At 71.6% G+C, this 15,403-nt stretch carries 14 protein-coding genes; 3 read left to right on the forward strand and 11 right to left on the reverse strand.

From position 1 onward, the window contains the following. Window positions 1–4 precede the first annotated feature (4 nt). Window positions 5–2,053 carry a ComEC/Rec2 family competence protein gene (locus EV657_RS08440; protein ID WP_134077623.1) on the forward strand — a complete coding sequence of 683 codons (2,049 nt, stop codon included), beginning with the start codon at window positions 5–7 and terminating at the stop codon, window positions 2,051–2,053. Here EV657_RS08440 and lexA read toward each other — a convergent pair. The 6 genes from lexA to EV657_RS08470 form a co-directional block, all read right to left on the reverse strand. Further along, window positions 2,047–2,739, reverse strand: a complete 693-nt coding sequence (lexA, locus tag EV657_RS08445; protein WP_075787560.1) for a transcriptional repressor LexA — start codon at window positions 2,737–2,739, stop codon at window positions 2,047–2,049. The two genes, EV657_RS08440 and lexA, sit on opposite strands and share 7 nt — an antisense overlap. A gap of 68 nt (window positions 2,740–2,807) precedes the next feature. Continuing rightward, the gene (locus EV657_RS08450; RefSeq protein WP_134077624.1) at window positions 2,808–3,983 is read right to left on the reverse strand and encodes a molybdopterin molybdotransferase MoeA; all 1,176 of its coding nucleotides are present in this window, start codon (window positions 3,981–3,983) and stop codon (window positions 2,808–2,810) included. Continuing rightward, on the reverse strand, window positions 3,980–4,459 hold the full coding sequence (gene moaC / locus EV657_RS08455) for a cyclic pyranopterin monophosphate synthase MoaC (RefSeq protein WP_134077625.1): 480 nt from the start codon (window positions 4,457–4,459) through the stop codon (window positions 3,980–3,982). The genes EV657_RS08450 and moaC overlap by 4 nt, the downstream gene beginning before the upstream one ends. Further along, a complete protein-coding gene (gene trpC, locus EV657_RS08460; protein ID WP_134077626.1) occupies window positions 4,459–5,268 on the reverse strand; it encodes an indole-3-glycerol phosphate synthase TrpC in 810 nt (269 codons plus the stop codon). The genes moaC and trpC overlap by 1 nt, the downstream gene beginning before the upstream one ends. Then, entirely contained in the window at window positions 5,265–6,284 is a 1,020-nt protein-coding gene (gene trpD / locus EV657_RS08465; RefSeq protein WP_134077627.1) for an anthranilate phosphoribosyltransferase, read from the reverse strand. The genes trpC and trpD overlap by 4 nt, the downstream gene beginning before the upstream one ends. Further along, a complete protein-coding gene (locus EV657_RS08470; RefSeq protein ID WP_075785697.1) occupies window positions 6,281–6,862 on the reverse strand; it encodes an anthranilate synthase component II in 582 nt (193 codons plus the stop codon). Before EV657_RS08470 ends, trpD begins: the two co-directional genes overlap by 4 nt. 327 nt (window positions 6,863–7,189) lie before the next feature. On the opposite strand from EV657_RS08470, the gene EV657_RS08475 reads away from it, so the two are divergent. Then, the gene (locus tag EV657_RS08475) at window positions 7,190–8,701 is read left to right on the forward strand and encodes a divergent polysaccharide deacetylase family protein (protein WP_166673678.1); all 1,512 of its coding nucleotides are present in this window, start codon (window positions 7,190–7,192) and stop codon (window positions 8,699–8,701) included. A 7-nt stretch (window positions 8,702–8,708) separates the two neighbouring features. On the opposite strand, the gene EV657_RS08480 is transcribed toward EV657_RS08475, so the two are convergent. From EV657_RS08480 to cysG, 5 genes are read right to left on the reverse strand one after another with little or no spacing between them, the layout of a single operon-like run. Continuing rightward, the gene (locus EV657_RS08480) at window positions 8,709–9,131 is read right to left on the reverse strand and encodes a DUF934 domain-containing protein (RefSeq protein WP_134077629.1); all 423 of its coding nucleotides are present in this window, start codon (window positions 9,129–9,131) and stop codon (window positions 8,709–8,711) included. Beyond that, window positions 9,128–9,874 carry a phosphoadenylyl-sulfate reductase gene (locus EV657_RS08485; RefSeq protein ID WP_134077630.1) on the reverse strand — a complete coding sequence of 249 codons (747 nt, stop codon included), beginning with the start codon at window positions 9,872–9,874 and terminating at the stop codon, window positions 9,128–9,130. The genes EV657_RS08480 and EV657_RS08485 overlap by 4 nt, the downstream gene beginning before the upstream one ends. After that, complete coding sequence (locus EV657_RS08490) at window positions 9,864–11,516, reverse strand: nitrite/sulfite reductase (protein WP_134077631.1); 1,653 nt, start codon at window positions 11,514–11,516, stop codon at window positions 9,864–9,866. Before EV657_RS08490 ends, EV657_RS08485 begins: the two co-directional genes overlap by 11 nt. Window positions 11,517–11,518: 2 nt before the next feature. Then, a complete protein-coding gene (locus tag EV657_RS08495; RefSeq protein ID WP_075785702.1) occupies window positions 11,519–11,824 on the reverse strand; it encodes a DUF2849 domain-containing protein in 306 nt (101 codons plus the stop codon). Next, window positions 11,821–13,197 (reverse strand): siroheme synthase CysG, encoded by a 1,377-nt coding sequence (cysG, locus tag EV657_RS08500; RefSeq protein ID WP_113668553.1) that lies wholly within the window; start codon window positions 13,195–13,197, stop codon window positions 11,821–11,823. The genes EV657_RS08495 and cysG overlap by 4 nt, the downstream gene beginning before the upstream one ends. Window positions 13,198–13,457: 260 nt before the next feature. Between cysG and EV657_RS08505 the strand changes: the two genes are divergently transcribed. Further along, window positions 13,458–15,395, forward strand: coding sequence for a M1 family metallopeptidase (locus EV657_RS08505; RefSeq protein ID WP_134077632.1), 1,938 nt, complete (start codon window positions 13,458–13,460; stop codon window positions 15,393–15,395). The last annotated feature ends 8 nt before the right edge of the window (window positions 15,396–15,403 follow it).

The following is a 15,403-nucleotide window of genomic DNA, read 5'->3' on the forward strand; positions in this document are numbered from 1 at the left end:
GCGAATGCCGGCCTTGGCGGTGTCGGCGGTGCTGGCGGCGGTCGAGGCCCGGCGCGGCCATCTCTTTCCCTGGACGCCGGTCTTCCTGTCGCTGGGCATCGGGCTGTATTTCCTGCAGAAAACCGAGCCCCCGGTCTGGGCGCTCTGGGCCTGTGCCGGGGTGGCCGCCGCGCTGGCCTTGGCCGCGCGCCGCCTGCCCGAGCTGTGGGGGCCTCTCCTGATCGTGCTGGCGCTGGTGGCAGGCGGGGCGGCGCTGGCCGGCGCGCGGGCCCATCTGGTCGCGGCGCCCAAGCTCGACCACCGCGTCTATGGCGCGCTCGAGGGCCGGGTGCTGGTGCTGGACCGGTCGATCTCGGACGCGCCGCGGATCACGCTCGATCAGGTCTGGATCGAGGGCGTGCGCCCCGACGAGACGCCCCGTCGGCTGCGTGTGGCGCTGCATGGCGCAGGCGGCGTGATGGCGCCGCCGCCCGGCGCCCGGATCGCGATGATGGCGCATCTGTCGCCGCCGGGCGCGCCCGCCGAGCCAGGCGGTTTCGATTTCCGCCGCCATGCCTGGTTCCAGCAGATCGGCGCGGTGGGCTATGCCAACAGCCCGGCGGTGACGCTGAGCCCGCCCGAGGGCGGCGCGACGCTTCTGGTACACCGGATGCGGATGGCACTGTCGGACGCGCTGCGCGCGCGCATTCCGGGCGATCAGGGCGCGTTCGCGGCGGCGATCCTGACCGGCGACCGCTCGGCGATGTCGCGCGACACGATCCAGGCCCTGCGCGACTCGAACCTCGCGCATCTTCTGGCAATCTCGGGGCTGCATATGGGTTTGCTGACCGGGGTTGTCTTCACCGCGCTGCGCTTTGCGCTGGCGCTCTGGCCGCGGCTGGCGCTGCGCCTGCCGATCAAGAAGATCGCGGCGGCGGGGGCGCTGGCGGTCGGGGCGGTCTATCTGGCGCTCTCGGGCGGCAATGTCGCGACCGAGCGCGCCTTCATCATGGTCGCGGTCGTGCTTGGCGCGGTGATGGCCGACCGCCGGGCGCTGACGCTGCGCGCGGTGGCGCTGGCCGCGCTGATCGTGCTGGTCCTGACCCCCGAAAGCCTGACCCAGGCCGGGTTCCAGATGTCCTTTGCCGCGACGACGGCGCTGATCGCGGTTTTTGTCGCGCTGCGCGACCGCCCCGCCGACCGCTGGCGCCCGCCCCGCTGGGCGCAAGGCGCGCTGGCGGTGGTGATCTCCTCGGCGGTGGCGGGGGCCGCGACCGCACCCTTCGGGGCCGCGCATTTCAACCAGGTCTCGCAATTCGGGCTGATCGCCAATCTGGCCTCGGTGCCGCTGATGGGGCTTCTGGTGATGCCCGCCGCGGTCGCCGCCGCCTGCCTGGCGCCCTTCGGGCTGGCGGTGCTGGGGCTCGAGCCGATGCGCTGGGGCATCGCCTGGATCCTCTGGGTGGCCGAGCGGGTCGCGGGGCTTGACGGCGCGGTCTGGCCGGTGCCCGCGCCGGGGCCTGCGGTGTTGCCGCTGATCGCGCTTGGGGCACTCTGGGTCATGCTCTGGACCGGGCGCGCGCGGGCGCTGGGGCTGGTGCCGATCCTCGCGGCCTTCGCGCTCTGGTCGGCGGTCGCGCGTCCGGCGCTGCTGATCGCCGACAGCGGCGGGCTGATGGGCGCGATGGGGCCCGAGGGGCGGGCGCTGTCGAAACCCTCGGGCGAGGGCTTCGTTGCGCTGAGCTGGCTGGAAAACGACGGCGACCGCGCCAATCAGGCCGCGGCCTTTGCCCGGCCGGGGCTTGGCGGCGCGCCCGGCGAACAGGAGGCCACGGTTGCGGGACGGCGGGTGACGCTGATCACCGGGCGCGGCTGGGCCGACCGGGTGGCCCCCGCCTGCGCGCGAGGCTGGGTGGTGGTGCCGCAATTCCTGGACGACGCGCCTGCGGGCTGCCGGGTCTTCGACCGCGCGGCGCTGGCCCGAACCGGGTCGCTGGCGCTGTTTCCCGGCGCGGACGGCCCGCGCGTTGTCACCGCCCGCGGCGCGGCGGGCGACCGGCTCTGGGCTCAGTAGCTGCGGATCAGCCCGACCAGACGGCCCTGCACCTTGACCTGATCGGATCGCAGGATCCGGGTCTCGTAGGCCGGGTTCGCGGCCTCGAGCGCGATCATCTCGCCCTTGCGGCGGAACCGTTTCAGCGTCGCCTCATGGCCCTCGACCAGCGCCACCACGATCTCGCCGTTCTCGGCCGTGGTCTGTTCTCGGATCACCACGACGTCGCCATCGTTGATCCCGGCCTCGATCATCGAGTCGCCCTTGACCTCAAGGGCGTAATGCCGCCCCCGGCCCGACAGCATCGAGCCTGGCACGGCCACGGTATGCGACACCTCGGAAATCGCCTCGATCGGCGTGCCCGCCGCGATCCGGCCCATCACCGGCAGTTCCAGCGCATGGACGGGCGTGACATCCATCGCGCCCGAGGGCGCGGGCGTCTCGGGCCGGTCGCCGTCGATGACCACCGGGCGGAAGCCCCTGGCCTCCAGCGCCTCGGGCAGCTTGACGATCTCGATGGCACGGGCGCGATGGGCCAGACGTCGGATGAAGCCGCGTTCCTCCAGCGCCGTGATCAGCCGGTGAATGCCCGATTTGGACCGCAGATCCAGCGCTTCCTTCATCTCGTCGAAGGACGGCGGAACACCGTCGCGCTGCATCCTTTTATGAATGAATTCAAGAAGGTCCAGTTGCTTGCGAGTCAGCATGTTCATCCCCCCACAGGAAGCCGTTCTCTCCTGTTCTAGACATGTTCACGTTTTGTGTCAAGCTTTAGTTACCGCAACGTCAAGTAGTCCGCCAAGGCCCCAGCGGGCTGTGGCCCGTCGCCCGCCGGACGGATCAGCAGCGCATCGGCCTCGGCCAGCACCGACAGCAGCCCGCTGTCCTGCCGTTCGAAGGGCAAGAGCCCGTCGGGTGTCAGGCGCGCGCGCAGGAAATGGGTGCGCGGTCCGTTGGCCTCAAGATCTGTGGCCAGCGGCGCGCGCGCGGTCGGCAGCGGGGTCTTGGGCAGGCCCTGAAAGGCCCGAAGCGCAGGCCGCAGGAAGACATGGCCGCAGACCATGGCCGAGACCGAGTTGCCGGGCAGGCCGATCATCGCGGCCCCGCCCAGGCGGCCCGCCATCACCGGCTTTCCGGGTCGCATCGCCACCTTGTAGAAGGCCGGCGCCATCCCGAGATCGGCCGCAACCTTGCCGACGATGTCATGATCGCCGACCGAGGCGCCACCGATGGTCACGACCAGATCGGCGCCCTCGGCCAGGGCAAAGACGGTCTTCAACGAGACCTCGCTGTCGCGCGCGATGGGCAGCAGCCGGGCAAAGCCGCCCTCGGCCTCGATCAGCGCCTTCAGCCCGAAGCCGTTCGCGGCCACGATCTGGTCGGGGCCGGGGATCTCGCCCGGCATCACCAGCTCGTCGCCGGTCGCGATCAGCGCGACCTCGGGGCGGCGGTGAACGGGCAGGGCGGGCAGGTTCATCGCCGCCGCCAGCGCCAGATCGGCGGGACCCAGACGGCGCGGGGCGGCCAGCATGTCGCCTTGCCGGAAATCGCCGCCCGCCGCGCGGATATTGGTGCCGTGATCGAAGCCCGCGCCCAGCACGATCCGGTCGCCCTCGCGGGTCACGTCTTCCTGAATGACGACGCGGTCGGCGCCCGCGGGCAGCGGCGCGCCGGTGAAGATCCGCACCGCCTGGCCCGGCGCCACCGTGCCCGGCCAGCCCTGACCGGCCGCGGCCTCGCCCTCGACGCGCAGGGCGGCGCCCGGGCGGGCGTCGTCTTCGCGGATCGCGTAGCCGTCCATGGCCGAGGCGGCGAAGGGCGGCTGGCTGCGGCGCGCCGCGACCGGGCGGGCCAGCACGCGGCCCGCGGCCTCGGCCAGGGGCACCTCCTCGACGGGCAGCGGCGCGATCAGGTCGAAGACATGGCCCAGCGCCGCGTCGACCGAGATCATTCCGGGGCCTCATAGCGGCCCGACTTGCCGCCCTCTTTCAGCTTCAGCGTGATGCCGCCGATCTCCATGCCCTTCTCGGCGGCCTTGAGCATGTCATAGACCGTCAGCGCCGCGGTGCTGACAGCGGTCAGCGCCTCCATCTCGACCCCGGTGCGCCCGGCGGTCTTGACCGTCGCCTCGATCCGAAGGCCGGGAAGGGTGTCGTCGGGGGTCAGGTCGACCGCGACCCGGTTGATCGGCAGCGGGTGGCACAGCGGGATCAGATCGGAGGTTCGCTTGGCCCCCATGATGCCCGCCAGCCGCGCGACCCCGATCACGTCGCCTTTCTTCGCGCTGCCCGCGACGACCAGCGCCAGGGTTTCGGGGGCCATCCGGACCCATCCCGTCGCCACCGCCAGCCGCGCCGTCTCGGGCTTGTCCGAGACATCGACCATATGGGCGCGGCCCTCGGCGTCGAAATGGGTCAGTTCGGGCATCAATGCGCGCCCATCGCCGGGTTGGCCAGCAGCTTGCGGGTCGCGGCGGTGACATCGTCCTGGCGCATCAGGCTTTCGCCGATCAGGAAACTGCGGACCCCGTACATCGCCATCTGCGCCAGATCGGCCGGGGTGTTGAGCCCGGATTCGCTGACGATCTGGCGGCCTTCGGGCACCCGCTTGGCCAGCTGCCTGGTGGTGTCGAGGCTGGTTTCGAAGGATCTCAGGTTGCGGTTGTTGATGCCGATCAGCGGCGATTTCAGCTTGGCCGCGCGGTCAAGTTCGTCGGCGTCATGGACCTCGATCAGCGCATCCATCCCCCAGGAGGTCGCAGCCTCTTCCAGCTCGGCCGCCTGAGCGTCCGAGACGCTGGCCATGATGATCAGGATGCAGTCGGCGCCCAGCGCCCGGGCCTCGGCCACCTGATAGGTGTCGTACAGGAAATCCTTGCGCAGCACCGGCAGCTTCACCGCCGCGCGGGCCTCGGTCAGATAGGGCTTGGCGCCCTGAAACGAGGGCGTGTCGGTCAGCACTGAAAGACAGGCCGCGCCGCCCGCCTCATAGGCGCGCGCCAGCGCGGGCGGGTCGAAATCGGGCCGGATCAGCCCCTTGGACGGGCTGGCCTTCTTGATTTCGGCAATCAGCCCGTAGCCCGTCAGCGCGGCCCGGTGCAGCGCCTCGGCAAAGCCGCGCACGGCCGGGGCGGCCCGTGCCGCCGCCTCGACATCCGCCAGCGGCCGCGTGGCCTTGTCGGCGGCGACCTCTTCCAGCTTGTAGGCCTTGATGCGGTCCAGGATGGTCTCGGTCATGCGGCCTCCGATGTGATCCGGGCGAGGCCCTCGACCTTGCTTTTGGCCGCGCCGCTGTCGATGCTGTCCTGTGCCCGCTCGACGCCCTCGCGCAGCGTCGTGACCCGGCCCGCGACCACCAGAGCGGCGGCCGCGTTCAGCAGCACGGCGTCGCGATAGGCCGAGGCCTCGCCGTCGAGAAGCGCCGCGAAGGCGCGGGCGTTGTGATCGGGCGTGCCGCCGATGATGGCCTCGAAGGGATGGACCGGCAGGCCCGCCTCTTCGGGATGCAGCTCGCGCTCGGTGATGGTGCCTTCCTCCAGCATCGCGACATGGCTGATCCCGGCAATCGACAGCTCGTCGGTGCCGTCGCCGCCATGCACCAGCCAGGCGACCTCGGTACCGAGCCGGTCGAGCGTCTCGGCCATGGGGCGCAAAAGCGCCTTCGAGAAGGCGCCGGTCAGCTGGCGGGTGACCCCGGCCGGGTTGGTCAGCGGCCCGAGGATGTTGAAGATCGTCCGGGTGCCCAGCTCGGCCCGGGTCGGGCCGACATGGGCCATGGCCGGATGGTGCATCGGCGCCATCATGAAGCCGATGCCGACCTCCCTCAGCGCGGTCTCGACCACATCGGCGCCGACCATCACGTTGATGCCCATATGGGTCATCGCATCCGCCGCGCCCGATTTCGACGACAGGTTCCGGTTGCCGTGCTTGGCGACGGGCACGCCCGCGCCCGCGACCACGAAGGCGGTCGCGGTCGAGATGTTCAGCGTGCCCTTGCCGTCGCCGCCGGTGCCGACAATGTCGATGGCCCCCTCGGGCGCGGTCACCTTGCGGCATTTCGAGCGCATGACCTTGGCGGCGGCGGCATATTCGTCGACGGTTTCGCCGCGGGTGCGCAACGCCATCAGCAGACCGCCGATCTGGCTGGGCGTCGCCTCGCCCTCGAACAGCGCCTCGAAAGCGGTCTCGGCCTCTTCCCGGGTCAGGGGGCGGTCGGCGGCAAGGCCGATCAGCGGTTTCAGCGCATCGCTCATGCGGGTTCCTTCACGGTGTCGAGGAACGTCTTCAGCAGGGCGTGGCCATGTTCCGAGGCGATGCTCTCGGGGTGGAACTGCACCCCGTGGATCGGCAGCTCGCGGTGGCGCAGCCCCATGATCGTTCCGTCTTCCAGCCAGGCATTGGCGATCAGGCAGTCGGGCAGGCTGGCGCGCTCGACGATCAGCGAATGATACCGGGTCGCCTGGAAGGGCGAGGGCAGGCCCGCGAAGACGCCCGACCCGTCATGTTCGATGCGGCCCTTCTTGCCGTGCACGATCTCGTCCGCGCGCACCACCTTGCCGCCGAAGGCCTCGCCGATGGTCTGGTGCCCGAGGCAGACGCCCATCAGCGGCGTGCCGGTCTCGGCCGCGGCGCGGGTCAGGGGCAGGCAGATCCCGGCCTGGGCCGGATCGCAGGGGCCGGGCGACAAAAGGATCGCGGACGGCCGCAGCCCCATCGCCTCCTGCACGTTCAGGGCATCGTTGCGCACGACCTTGGTCTCGGCGCCGAGTTCCCCCAGATAGTGCACGAGATTATAGGTGAAACTGTCGTAATTGTCGATCAAGAGCAGCATGGTCAGCGCCTTCGCGAAAGGGGATGAACCGGGTCGCGGGTCGGGCTATACATGCTCAGAGCGACGCGCCCCGGTCAAGGGGCGGCGGCGGGGCAAAGGGTCCCGCATCGGACAGGGCGGCCCGGGCAGGCCGTCGCGAGGTCGGAGGTACGAGGCATGGGCAGGGTTTTTTCCAGCGGCATTCGCGGCTTTCTCTGGGGTGCTGCGGCCAGCGGTCTGGGGCTGGCGGCACTGGAGGTTGCGGTGCCGCCGTCCGGGCCCGGCCCTGCTCCCGGTCCTGGTCCCGGCGCAGGGACCGCTTCGGTGCCAGCCCCCGCGAGAGATCCCGTGAGAGACCCTGAGCCCGCTCCTGTGCCCACGCAGCCGGGCGAGGCGCCCGCCCCGCGGTTCTCGGCCATCCCCGAAAGCGGCGCGCCCGCCGCCCCCGAGCCCGAAACCGCGCCTGCCGCGGTCGCGGCACCGGGGGCGCGTCCGGCCGCGCCGTCCGGGTCCGGGGGGCTGCCCGCCGCCGACCCGACCACCGATATCGACCTGCCGCCGGGGTCCGAATTCAACCGTCCCCGGCCCGAAACCGAGGCGACCCTGCCCGAGCGCGAAGAAACCCTGCGCGAGACCCCGGCGATGGGCGCCCCGGCCCCCGCCGCCGTCGCCGAGGCGCCGCTGCCCGACACCGCCCCCGCGGCGGCCCCCGCCCCGGTCTCTGCGATACCCGAGACGATGACCCCGCCCGAGGCCCCCGATGCGGCCGTCGACCTTGGGGCCGGGACCGACCTCGGCGCCGAAGAGCCTGCGCCCGCCGGTGCCGCCCTGCGCGGCCCGGCGGCGCCAGAACCGGCCGCGCCGCCCGACCCCGAGGCGCTGCCCGACGACCGGCCCGCAGCCGAGACCGCCCCCCGCGATGTGGGTCGCGATGACGACGAGGACGAGGAAGCCGCCGCGCCGCCCGGTGCCGGGAAGGCCGGCCCCCGGGTCTTGCCGCTGCCAAGCGTCGAGGATGCCACCGTGCCCGGAGACGCGCCGGCCGGGCTGACCCCGGTCGCTCCGCTGCCGACGCTCGGCACGGCGCCGGAAGAGGATGGCGCGGCCGCCGAGGATCCTTCCGACGAGGCTCCGGCCACCGTGCCGGGCGACCGGGCCGCCGCCCCGGCGCCGCTGGGTGCGCTGGCGCGGAATGCGGTGGCCTTCGATCCGCCGCCCGGTGCGCCGCTTCTGTCGCTGGTGCTGGTCGATATCGGCGCGGCCGGGCTCGACCGCCGGGCCTTGCTGACCTTCCCCTTTCCGGTGACCTTCGCGATCGACCCGGCGATGCCCGGTGCGGCAGAGGCGGCTGCCGATTTCCACCGCGCGGGCTATGAGGTCGTGCTGCTGGCCAGCGGGCTGTCGGATCTGCCGCCCGCCGAGGCCGCCGCCCGGCTGAACCGCGCGCTTGGGCTGATCGGCACCGGGATTGCGGTGCTCGACCCCGGCAAGGATGGGGTTCAGTCGAAGGGGTTTCAGGACGATCGCGTCCTGACCGATGCGGTTCTGGGCGTACTGGCCGAAACCGGTCACGGGATCGTCACGCGCGATGAGGGGCTGAACGCTGCGGCCCGCGCTGCCGACCGGGTGGGCGTGCCCAAGGCGACGGTCTTCCAGACCCTCGATGCCGAGGGGCAGAACACCGAGACCATGCGCCGGATGCTGGACCTCGCGGTGTTCGAGGCGCGCCAGACCGGCCAGGCGGTGCTGGTCGGCCACAGCCGCCCCGAGACCGTGACCGCGCTTTTCTCCTGGGCGCTGCAATCGGGGCGGGGCGAGGTGGCGCTGGCCCCGCTGTCGGCGGTGCTGCGCCTGCCCTGATCTCGGATCAGGCCGCCGGGCGCCGCAACCGCGCAAGATAGCCCTGCCGCCGGGCCGCCGCGCGCCAGTCGGCCTCGGGCTGACGTCGGGCGCGATCCGCGTCGATCTCGACCTCGTCGAAGCCGCAGGCCCGCGTCATTGGATATTGCTCGGGGATCAGTTGCCCGGCGGCACGCAGCCGCCCGGTAAAGCCCATCCGCCGCAGCGTCCGCGCCAGCGTGAACCCGCGCCCGTCCGACACCGCCGGAAAGGCGATGCGGATGGCCTGGATCCGCGCCAGATCGGGACCCAGCGCGGCCGGGTCGGTCTCGGGGCCGAGATCGACCCGCTGCGCCCCGGGCGCCGCCACGAGATCGGCGAGGCCCAGATAGCGCTCGGCCGGATCGACGGGGCCGAAGCCCGCATCGGTGATCAGAACCCGGTCGCTCATGCCACATCCTCCGTGCCCATCCGCACGAAGCGGCCATTGACCAGGTGGATGCCGCATTCCTGCTTGTCCTGCCCGCGCCAGCGGCCCGCGCGCGGGTCCTCGCCCGGGGCGACGCGGCTGGTGCAGGGCGCGCAGCCGATCGACGGATAGCCGCGCGAGACCAGCGGATGCCGGGGCAGGTCGTGGCGGTCGATATAGGCGGCCACATCCTCGCGGCCCCAGGCATGCAGCGGGTTGATCTTGACCCGCCCGGCCTCGTCGGTCTCGCAGACATGCATCGCCTGCCGTTCGCGGGTCTGGTGCCGCTTGCGCCCGGTGACCCAGGCGCCGAAGCCTGCCAGAGCGTGTTCCAGCGGTTCGGTCTTGCGCAGGTGGCAGCAGAGATCGGGATCGCTGCGGTGCAGATCGCCCGCCGGGTCGTGCAGCGCCAGCGCCTCGGCATCGGGGTGCAGCAGCCGAACGCCGGTCAGCCCCAGCAGGTCCGCGACCTCGCGCTGATAGGCCAGCGTCTCGGGGAAGAGCATCTCGGTTTCCAGAAACAGCACCGGCAGGCCGGGGTCGAGCTCGGCCACCATGTGCAGAAGCACGACCGATTCCGCCCCGAAGGACGACACCAGCGCCAGCTGCCCGGCGAAGCGGTCGGCCGCCTCGGCCAGCACCTCTTGCGGCGTCGCGCCGTCCAGGCGCCGGTTCAGCGCCGCAAGCCGGGTCTCTCCCCGTTCGAACCCGTTTTCAGGCCGCATTTTCCCTGCTCTCCTCGGAATAAAGCGCCTTCTGGAACGGCGCGAGCCCCAGCCGCCGATAGGCATCGGCAAAGGTCTCGTCCGCGCTGTCGCGAAGCTCCAGATAGGCCGTCACGATACGTTCCACCGCACCGACGATCTCGTCCGCGGCAAAGCCCGGACCGGTGCGCTCGCCGATGGCGATCCGTTCGGTCGGATCGCCCCCCAGCGTGATCTGATAGGTCTCGACGCCCGCGCGTTCGAGCCCGAGAATGCCGATATCGGCCACATGGTGATGGCCGCAGGCATTGATGCAGCCCGAGACGTTCAGCCTCAGCGGGCCGACCTCATGGGCCAGATCGAGGGTCTCGAACAGGACCGCGATCTCTTGCGCGACCGGGATCGAGCGGGCCGTCGCCAGCGCGCAGTAGTCCATGCCGGGGCAGGCGATGATGTCCGAGATCAGCCCGGCATTGGCCGCCGCCAGCCCCGCCGCCGCCAGCGCCTCGAAGACGGCGGGCAGGTCGTCCTTGCGGACATGGGGCAGGATCACGTTCTGGCGGTGGCTGATCCGGATCTCGTCATAGCCGAAGGTTTCGGCCAGATCGGCGATTGCCCGCATCTGACCGGCGCTGGCATCGCCCGGCTGCTGGCCGGGGGTCTTCAGCGAGACGGTGACGATGGCATGATCCTCGCGCCGGTGCGGGGCAAGGTTGGTGTCGGCCCAGGCCCGGAAGGCCGGGCTGCCCGACGGGATCGCCGTACCACCTGCGCGGAAATCGGGGGCGCGGAAGGCCGCGCGGATCTCGGCCAGGGCGGCCTCGGCGCCCGGGAATTCGGACCGGGTTTCGGCAAAGCGGGCCTCGACCAGTTCGCGGATGGTATCAAGCCCCATCTCGTGGACCGCGATCTTGATCCGGGCCTTGTACTTGTTATCCCGCCTGCCAAGCTGGTTGTAGACGCCCAGCACCGCCTCGACATAGGGCACCAGATCGGCCTCGGGCAGGAAGTCGCGGATGATGCGGCCGATCATCGGGGTGCGGCCAAGCCCGCCGCCGACGCTGACCTCGAAGCCCACGGCGCCGTCCCGCGCAACGACGCGCAGCCCGATGTCATGGGCGCGGGTGACGGCGCGGTCGGCGGTGGCGCCGGTGATCGCGATCTTGAACTTGCGCGGCAGGTACTGGAATTCGGGGTGATCGCTCGACCATTGCCGCAGCAGCTCGGCATAGGGGCGCGGATCGGCGATCTCGTCGGCGGCGGCGCCAGCGAAATGGTCCGAGGTCACGTTGCGCACGCAATTGCCCGAGGTCTGGATCGCATGCATGCCGACATCGGCCAGCGCGTCCAGCATGTCGGGCACGTCGCAAAGTTTCGGCCAGTTGAACTGGATGTTCTGGCGGGTGGTGAAATGGCCGTAACCGCGATCCCAGCGTTCCGAGATCGCCGCAAGCTGGCGCATCTGGCGCGCGTCGAGCGTGCCATAGGGAATGGCCACGCGCAGCATGTAGGCGTGAAGCTGCAGGTAAAGCCCGTTCATCAGGCGCAGCGGCTTGAACTCGTCCTCGCTCAGGCGGCCGTCGATCCGGCGTTCGACCTGATCGCGGAACTGGCGCACGCGGTCGCGCACGAAACTCTCGTCGAAATCGGAATAGGCGTACATCGTCACTCTCCGGGAAGGTGGTCGAGGCGGTCAGAGGCCTGGGCGGGACCCCGGACGCGGAAAACCTCGCGGAAATGCAGCGGCGCGGGGCCCTGGGGGGCGGTCGCGACCTCGGCGAGATAGGGGCCGACGACCCGAGCGGCATCCGACGCGGCTGCGGCAAGGCGGGCCTCGGCCGTCTCGGGATCGCGCAGCACTTCGGCTTCGCGGATCGTGGCCGACCAGCGCCCCTCTGCGGTGCGCCAGACCGGGTGGCCCTCGAACAGGTCGTTGGCGGTCACCACGCTGGGGTGAAAGCGGCGTTTCATCGGGCGACCTCGCGCAGGGCGGGAACGGACCGGGCGGCGGCGCGCGGCGCCAGACCCAGCAGGATGACGGCGGGACCGGTCAGCCCGGCGGCGGCGATCTCGGCGGGCAGGCTGCCCAGCGTTGCCGAAAGGATGCGTTCCTCGGGGCGGCCCGCATTCTCGACCACGCTGACCGGGGTCGCGGCCTCGGCGCCATGCATCATCAGCCGGCCCTGGATGAAGCGCGCGGCCCGCTTGCCCATGTAGATCGCGGCGACCGCACCCGGCCGGGCCAGCGCGGCCCAGTCGTGATCGGCCAGGCCCTTCACGTCATGCCCGGTCAGCACGCGCAGTTCGGAATTGCGGCCGCGCCGGGTCAGGCTCTGGCCAAGGCTTGCGGCAGCGGCCGAGGCGGCAGTCAGCCCCGGCACCACCGACCAGGCGATACCGGCGGCCTCGCAGGCCTCGATTTCCTCGTCGAGCCGTCCGAAGACCGACGGATCGCCTGCCTTCAGGCGAACCACCACAAGACCCCGGGCGGCACGGTCGACGATCAGGCCGTTGATGTCCGCCTGCGGCGTCGAGGGGCCAAAGCCGGTCTTGCCCGCCTCGACGATCTCGGCCTCGCGGCGGGCGAGTTCCAGGATCGGCGCGGGCACCAGCCGGTCGTGAATGACCACATCGGCGCGGTCGAGCGCGCGGCGGGCGCGCAGCGTCAGGTCGTCGGGATCGCCGGGGCCTGCGCCGACGAACAGCACCTCGCCCGCCGCCGTTGCGGCCGCCTTGTGGGTTTCAAGCAGGGGGGCAAGCTGCGGGGCGGGGCCCGGCATGCCGTCGAGAAGCCCGGCAAAGGCGTCGTCCCAGAAGCGGCGGCGGGCCCGGCCCTTGGGCAGTGCCTCGGCCGCCGGGCGGAAGGCATCGGCCTCGCGCACCCGCGCGCCAAGCCCGGCGGGCAGCCAGGCTTCGAGGCCTGCCTTGATCCGGCGCGCCAGCACCGGGGCCGCGCCCTCGGTGCCGATCGCCACGACGACGGGGGCGCGGTCGACCAGCGCGGGGGTGATGAAGGCGCTGTCGGCGCGGTTGTCGACGATGTTGAACAGCACGCCGGCGGCGCGGGCGAGACCTGCTACGCGCGCATCCTCGGCGGCATCGTCGGTCGCGGCATAGACCAGCCGCGCGCCGTCGAGATCGGCCGCCTCGACGGGCCGCGCGACCCAGCTTAGACGCCCCTCGGCCTGCCAGTCGAGGATCTTCGGGTCGGCCTCGGCGGCATGGACCGCGATCCGGGCCTCGGTCTTCAGCAGCAGACGCAGCTTGGCCAGCGCGGTCTCGCCGCCGCCTGACACCACGATCCGCGCGCCCTCGGTGCGCAGGAAGATCGGGAAGAACTTCATCGGGACTCTCCCTGTGACTTTCCCGCAGTAGAACAAAATTCTTGAAAGAAGGCGATAACCCGGAAGAAAAAGGGTCATAACTCCATCCATTGCAGTCATGGTGGGAGGAAATCCCATTCGATCCCTTTTCCTTGGAAACCTGCCCGGTGCGGGCCGCAGCGGACGAACGCCCGTCTTGCAGCGGCAGGCGCGCAATCCGCTGGCTCTGGCGGCGAACCGCGCCTAACCTTCGCGAAAATCGCCTGCCCGGAGACCTGCCGATGCGTTTTCGTCCCCTGCTGCTTGCCGTCCTTCCGGCCCTGGCCGGACCGGCCGTCTGGGCCGGACCGCATGCCGAGATGCTGGGCGAAGAGGCGGTGACCCTGACGCTTGACCCAGCGACCGGCGCGCTGGCGCTCGACGCGGTGCTGCCCGCGCCGCAGGGAGACGTGACGCTGCCCCGGCAGGACTGGCTGACCATCGAGACGCTTCGGATCGGCGGCGATGCGACGCCGGTACCAGGTTCGGGCGTCTTGCGGGCGGCGCGGCATATGGGACGGCCGGTGACGGTGCGGCTGACCGGGACGCTGCCCCCGCTGTCGGCCGGTATCGGCGAGGTCGCGCGCGGAGAGACGGCAAGCTATCTTCTGGGCTCGGGCTGGCTGCCGATCGATTCAGCGCCCCGCGCCAGGTTCGAGCTGAACCTCGAGGTGCCTGCGGGCTGGCGCCCGGCGGCGACCGGCACGCTCGGCGCCGAGGCGGTCGACGCCGAGGGGCGAAGCGCCCAGTTCGTGTTCACCGGTCGCGCGGCCGACATGGGGGTCTTTGCCGGGCGCTATACCGTCGGCGAGGCGATGCATGGCGAGCTGCGGCTGCGCACCTATTTCGAGCCCCGCGATGCCGCCTATTCGCCCGCCTATACCGAGGCCGTCGCGGGCTATATCGACCGCTTCTCGGCCGAGATCGGCCCCTATCCCTATCCCGGCTTCTCGGTGGTCTCGGCGCCGATCCCGGTCGGGCTGGGGATGCCCGGTCTGACCTATGTCAGCCAGTCGATCCTGGGCCATGGCTATATACGCGGGCGGTCGCTGGCCCATGAGGTGCTGCATTCCTGGTGGGGGAATGCTGTGGCCGTCGATTACCGGCGCGGCAACTGGTGCGAGGGGCTGACGACCTACATGGCCGACCATGCGCTGGCCGAGGATGCGGGACCCGAGGTCGCGCGCGCGATGCGGCTGGGCTGGCTGCGCGATCTCGCGGCGCTGCCCGCCGGTGAGGACCGGCCGCTGACCGAGTTCCGCGCGGCCGCCCATGGCGACCGGCAGGCGGTCGGTTACGGCAAGGCTGCCCTTCTGTTTCATATGCTCAAGGCCGAGCTCGGTCCCGAGGACTGGCGCGCGGGCCTGCGCCGTTTCTATGCCGACCATCACGACCGGGTCGCGGCCTGGCACGACCTTCGCGCGGCTTTCGAGGCCGTGTCCGGGCGCGATCTGGGCGGGTTCTTCGACCAGTGGCTGACCCGCAGCGGCCTGCCCGCGCTGCGGCTCGAGGCGGCCGAGCCCGAGGGTACGGCCCTGCATCTGGTGCTGGGCCAGTCCTGGCCCGCCTACCGGCTGTCGGTGCCCGTGGTGGTCGAGACGGGGGCGGGGACCGAACGCCATCTGGTTGCGCTCGATGCCGGGCGGGGCGAGGCCACGCTGCGGCTTCGGGCTCCGGCGCGGGCGGTTTCGGTCGATCCCGATTTCGATCTGGCCCGCGCGCTGGCCCCGGGCGAGGTGCCGCCGATGCTGGGCGATCTCTTCGCCGGACCCGAACCGGTACTGCTGGCGCTTGGCGGCGAGACGGCAGCGGCCGAGGCGTTGGGCGCGCGGCTCTTGCGGCGCCCGGCGCGGCTGGTCGATGCGGCGGCGGCCGAGACCGCGCCCGCGCTGATCGTGGTCGGCTCGGGGGCCGAGGTGGCGGCCTGGCGGATGGCGCATCTGTCCGCGCCCGCGCCCTGGAGCATGGATGCCGGCCGTGCGCGCGCCTGGGTCGAGCGCGACCCGGGCGGGCGGCTCATCGGGTTTCTTTCGGCCGACCGGATCGAGGATCTGGCCTCCGAGCTGGGCGCGCTCCGCTATCAGGCAGGCCAAAGCTATGCGGCCTTTGCGGGCGGGGCGGCTGTGGTGACGGGCGACTGGCCGACCGGCGCCACGCCGCTGAGCCGCCGCTTCGACTGACCGGCCCC

The sequence above is a fragment of the Rhodovulum visakhapatnamense genome (genome assembly GCF_004365965.1).
Taxonomy (GTDB): Bacteria; Pseudomonadota; Alphaproteobacteria; order Rhodobacterales; family Rhodobacteraceae; genus Rhodovulum; species Rhodovulum visakhapatnamense.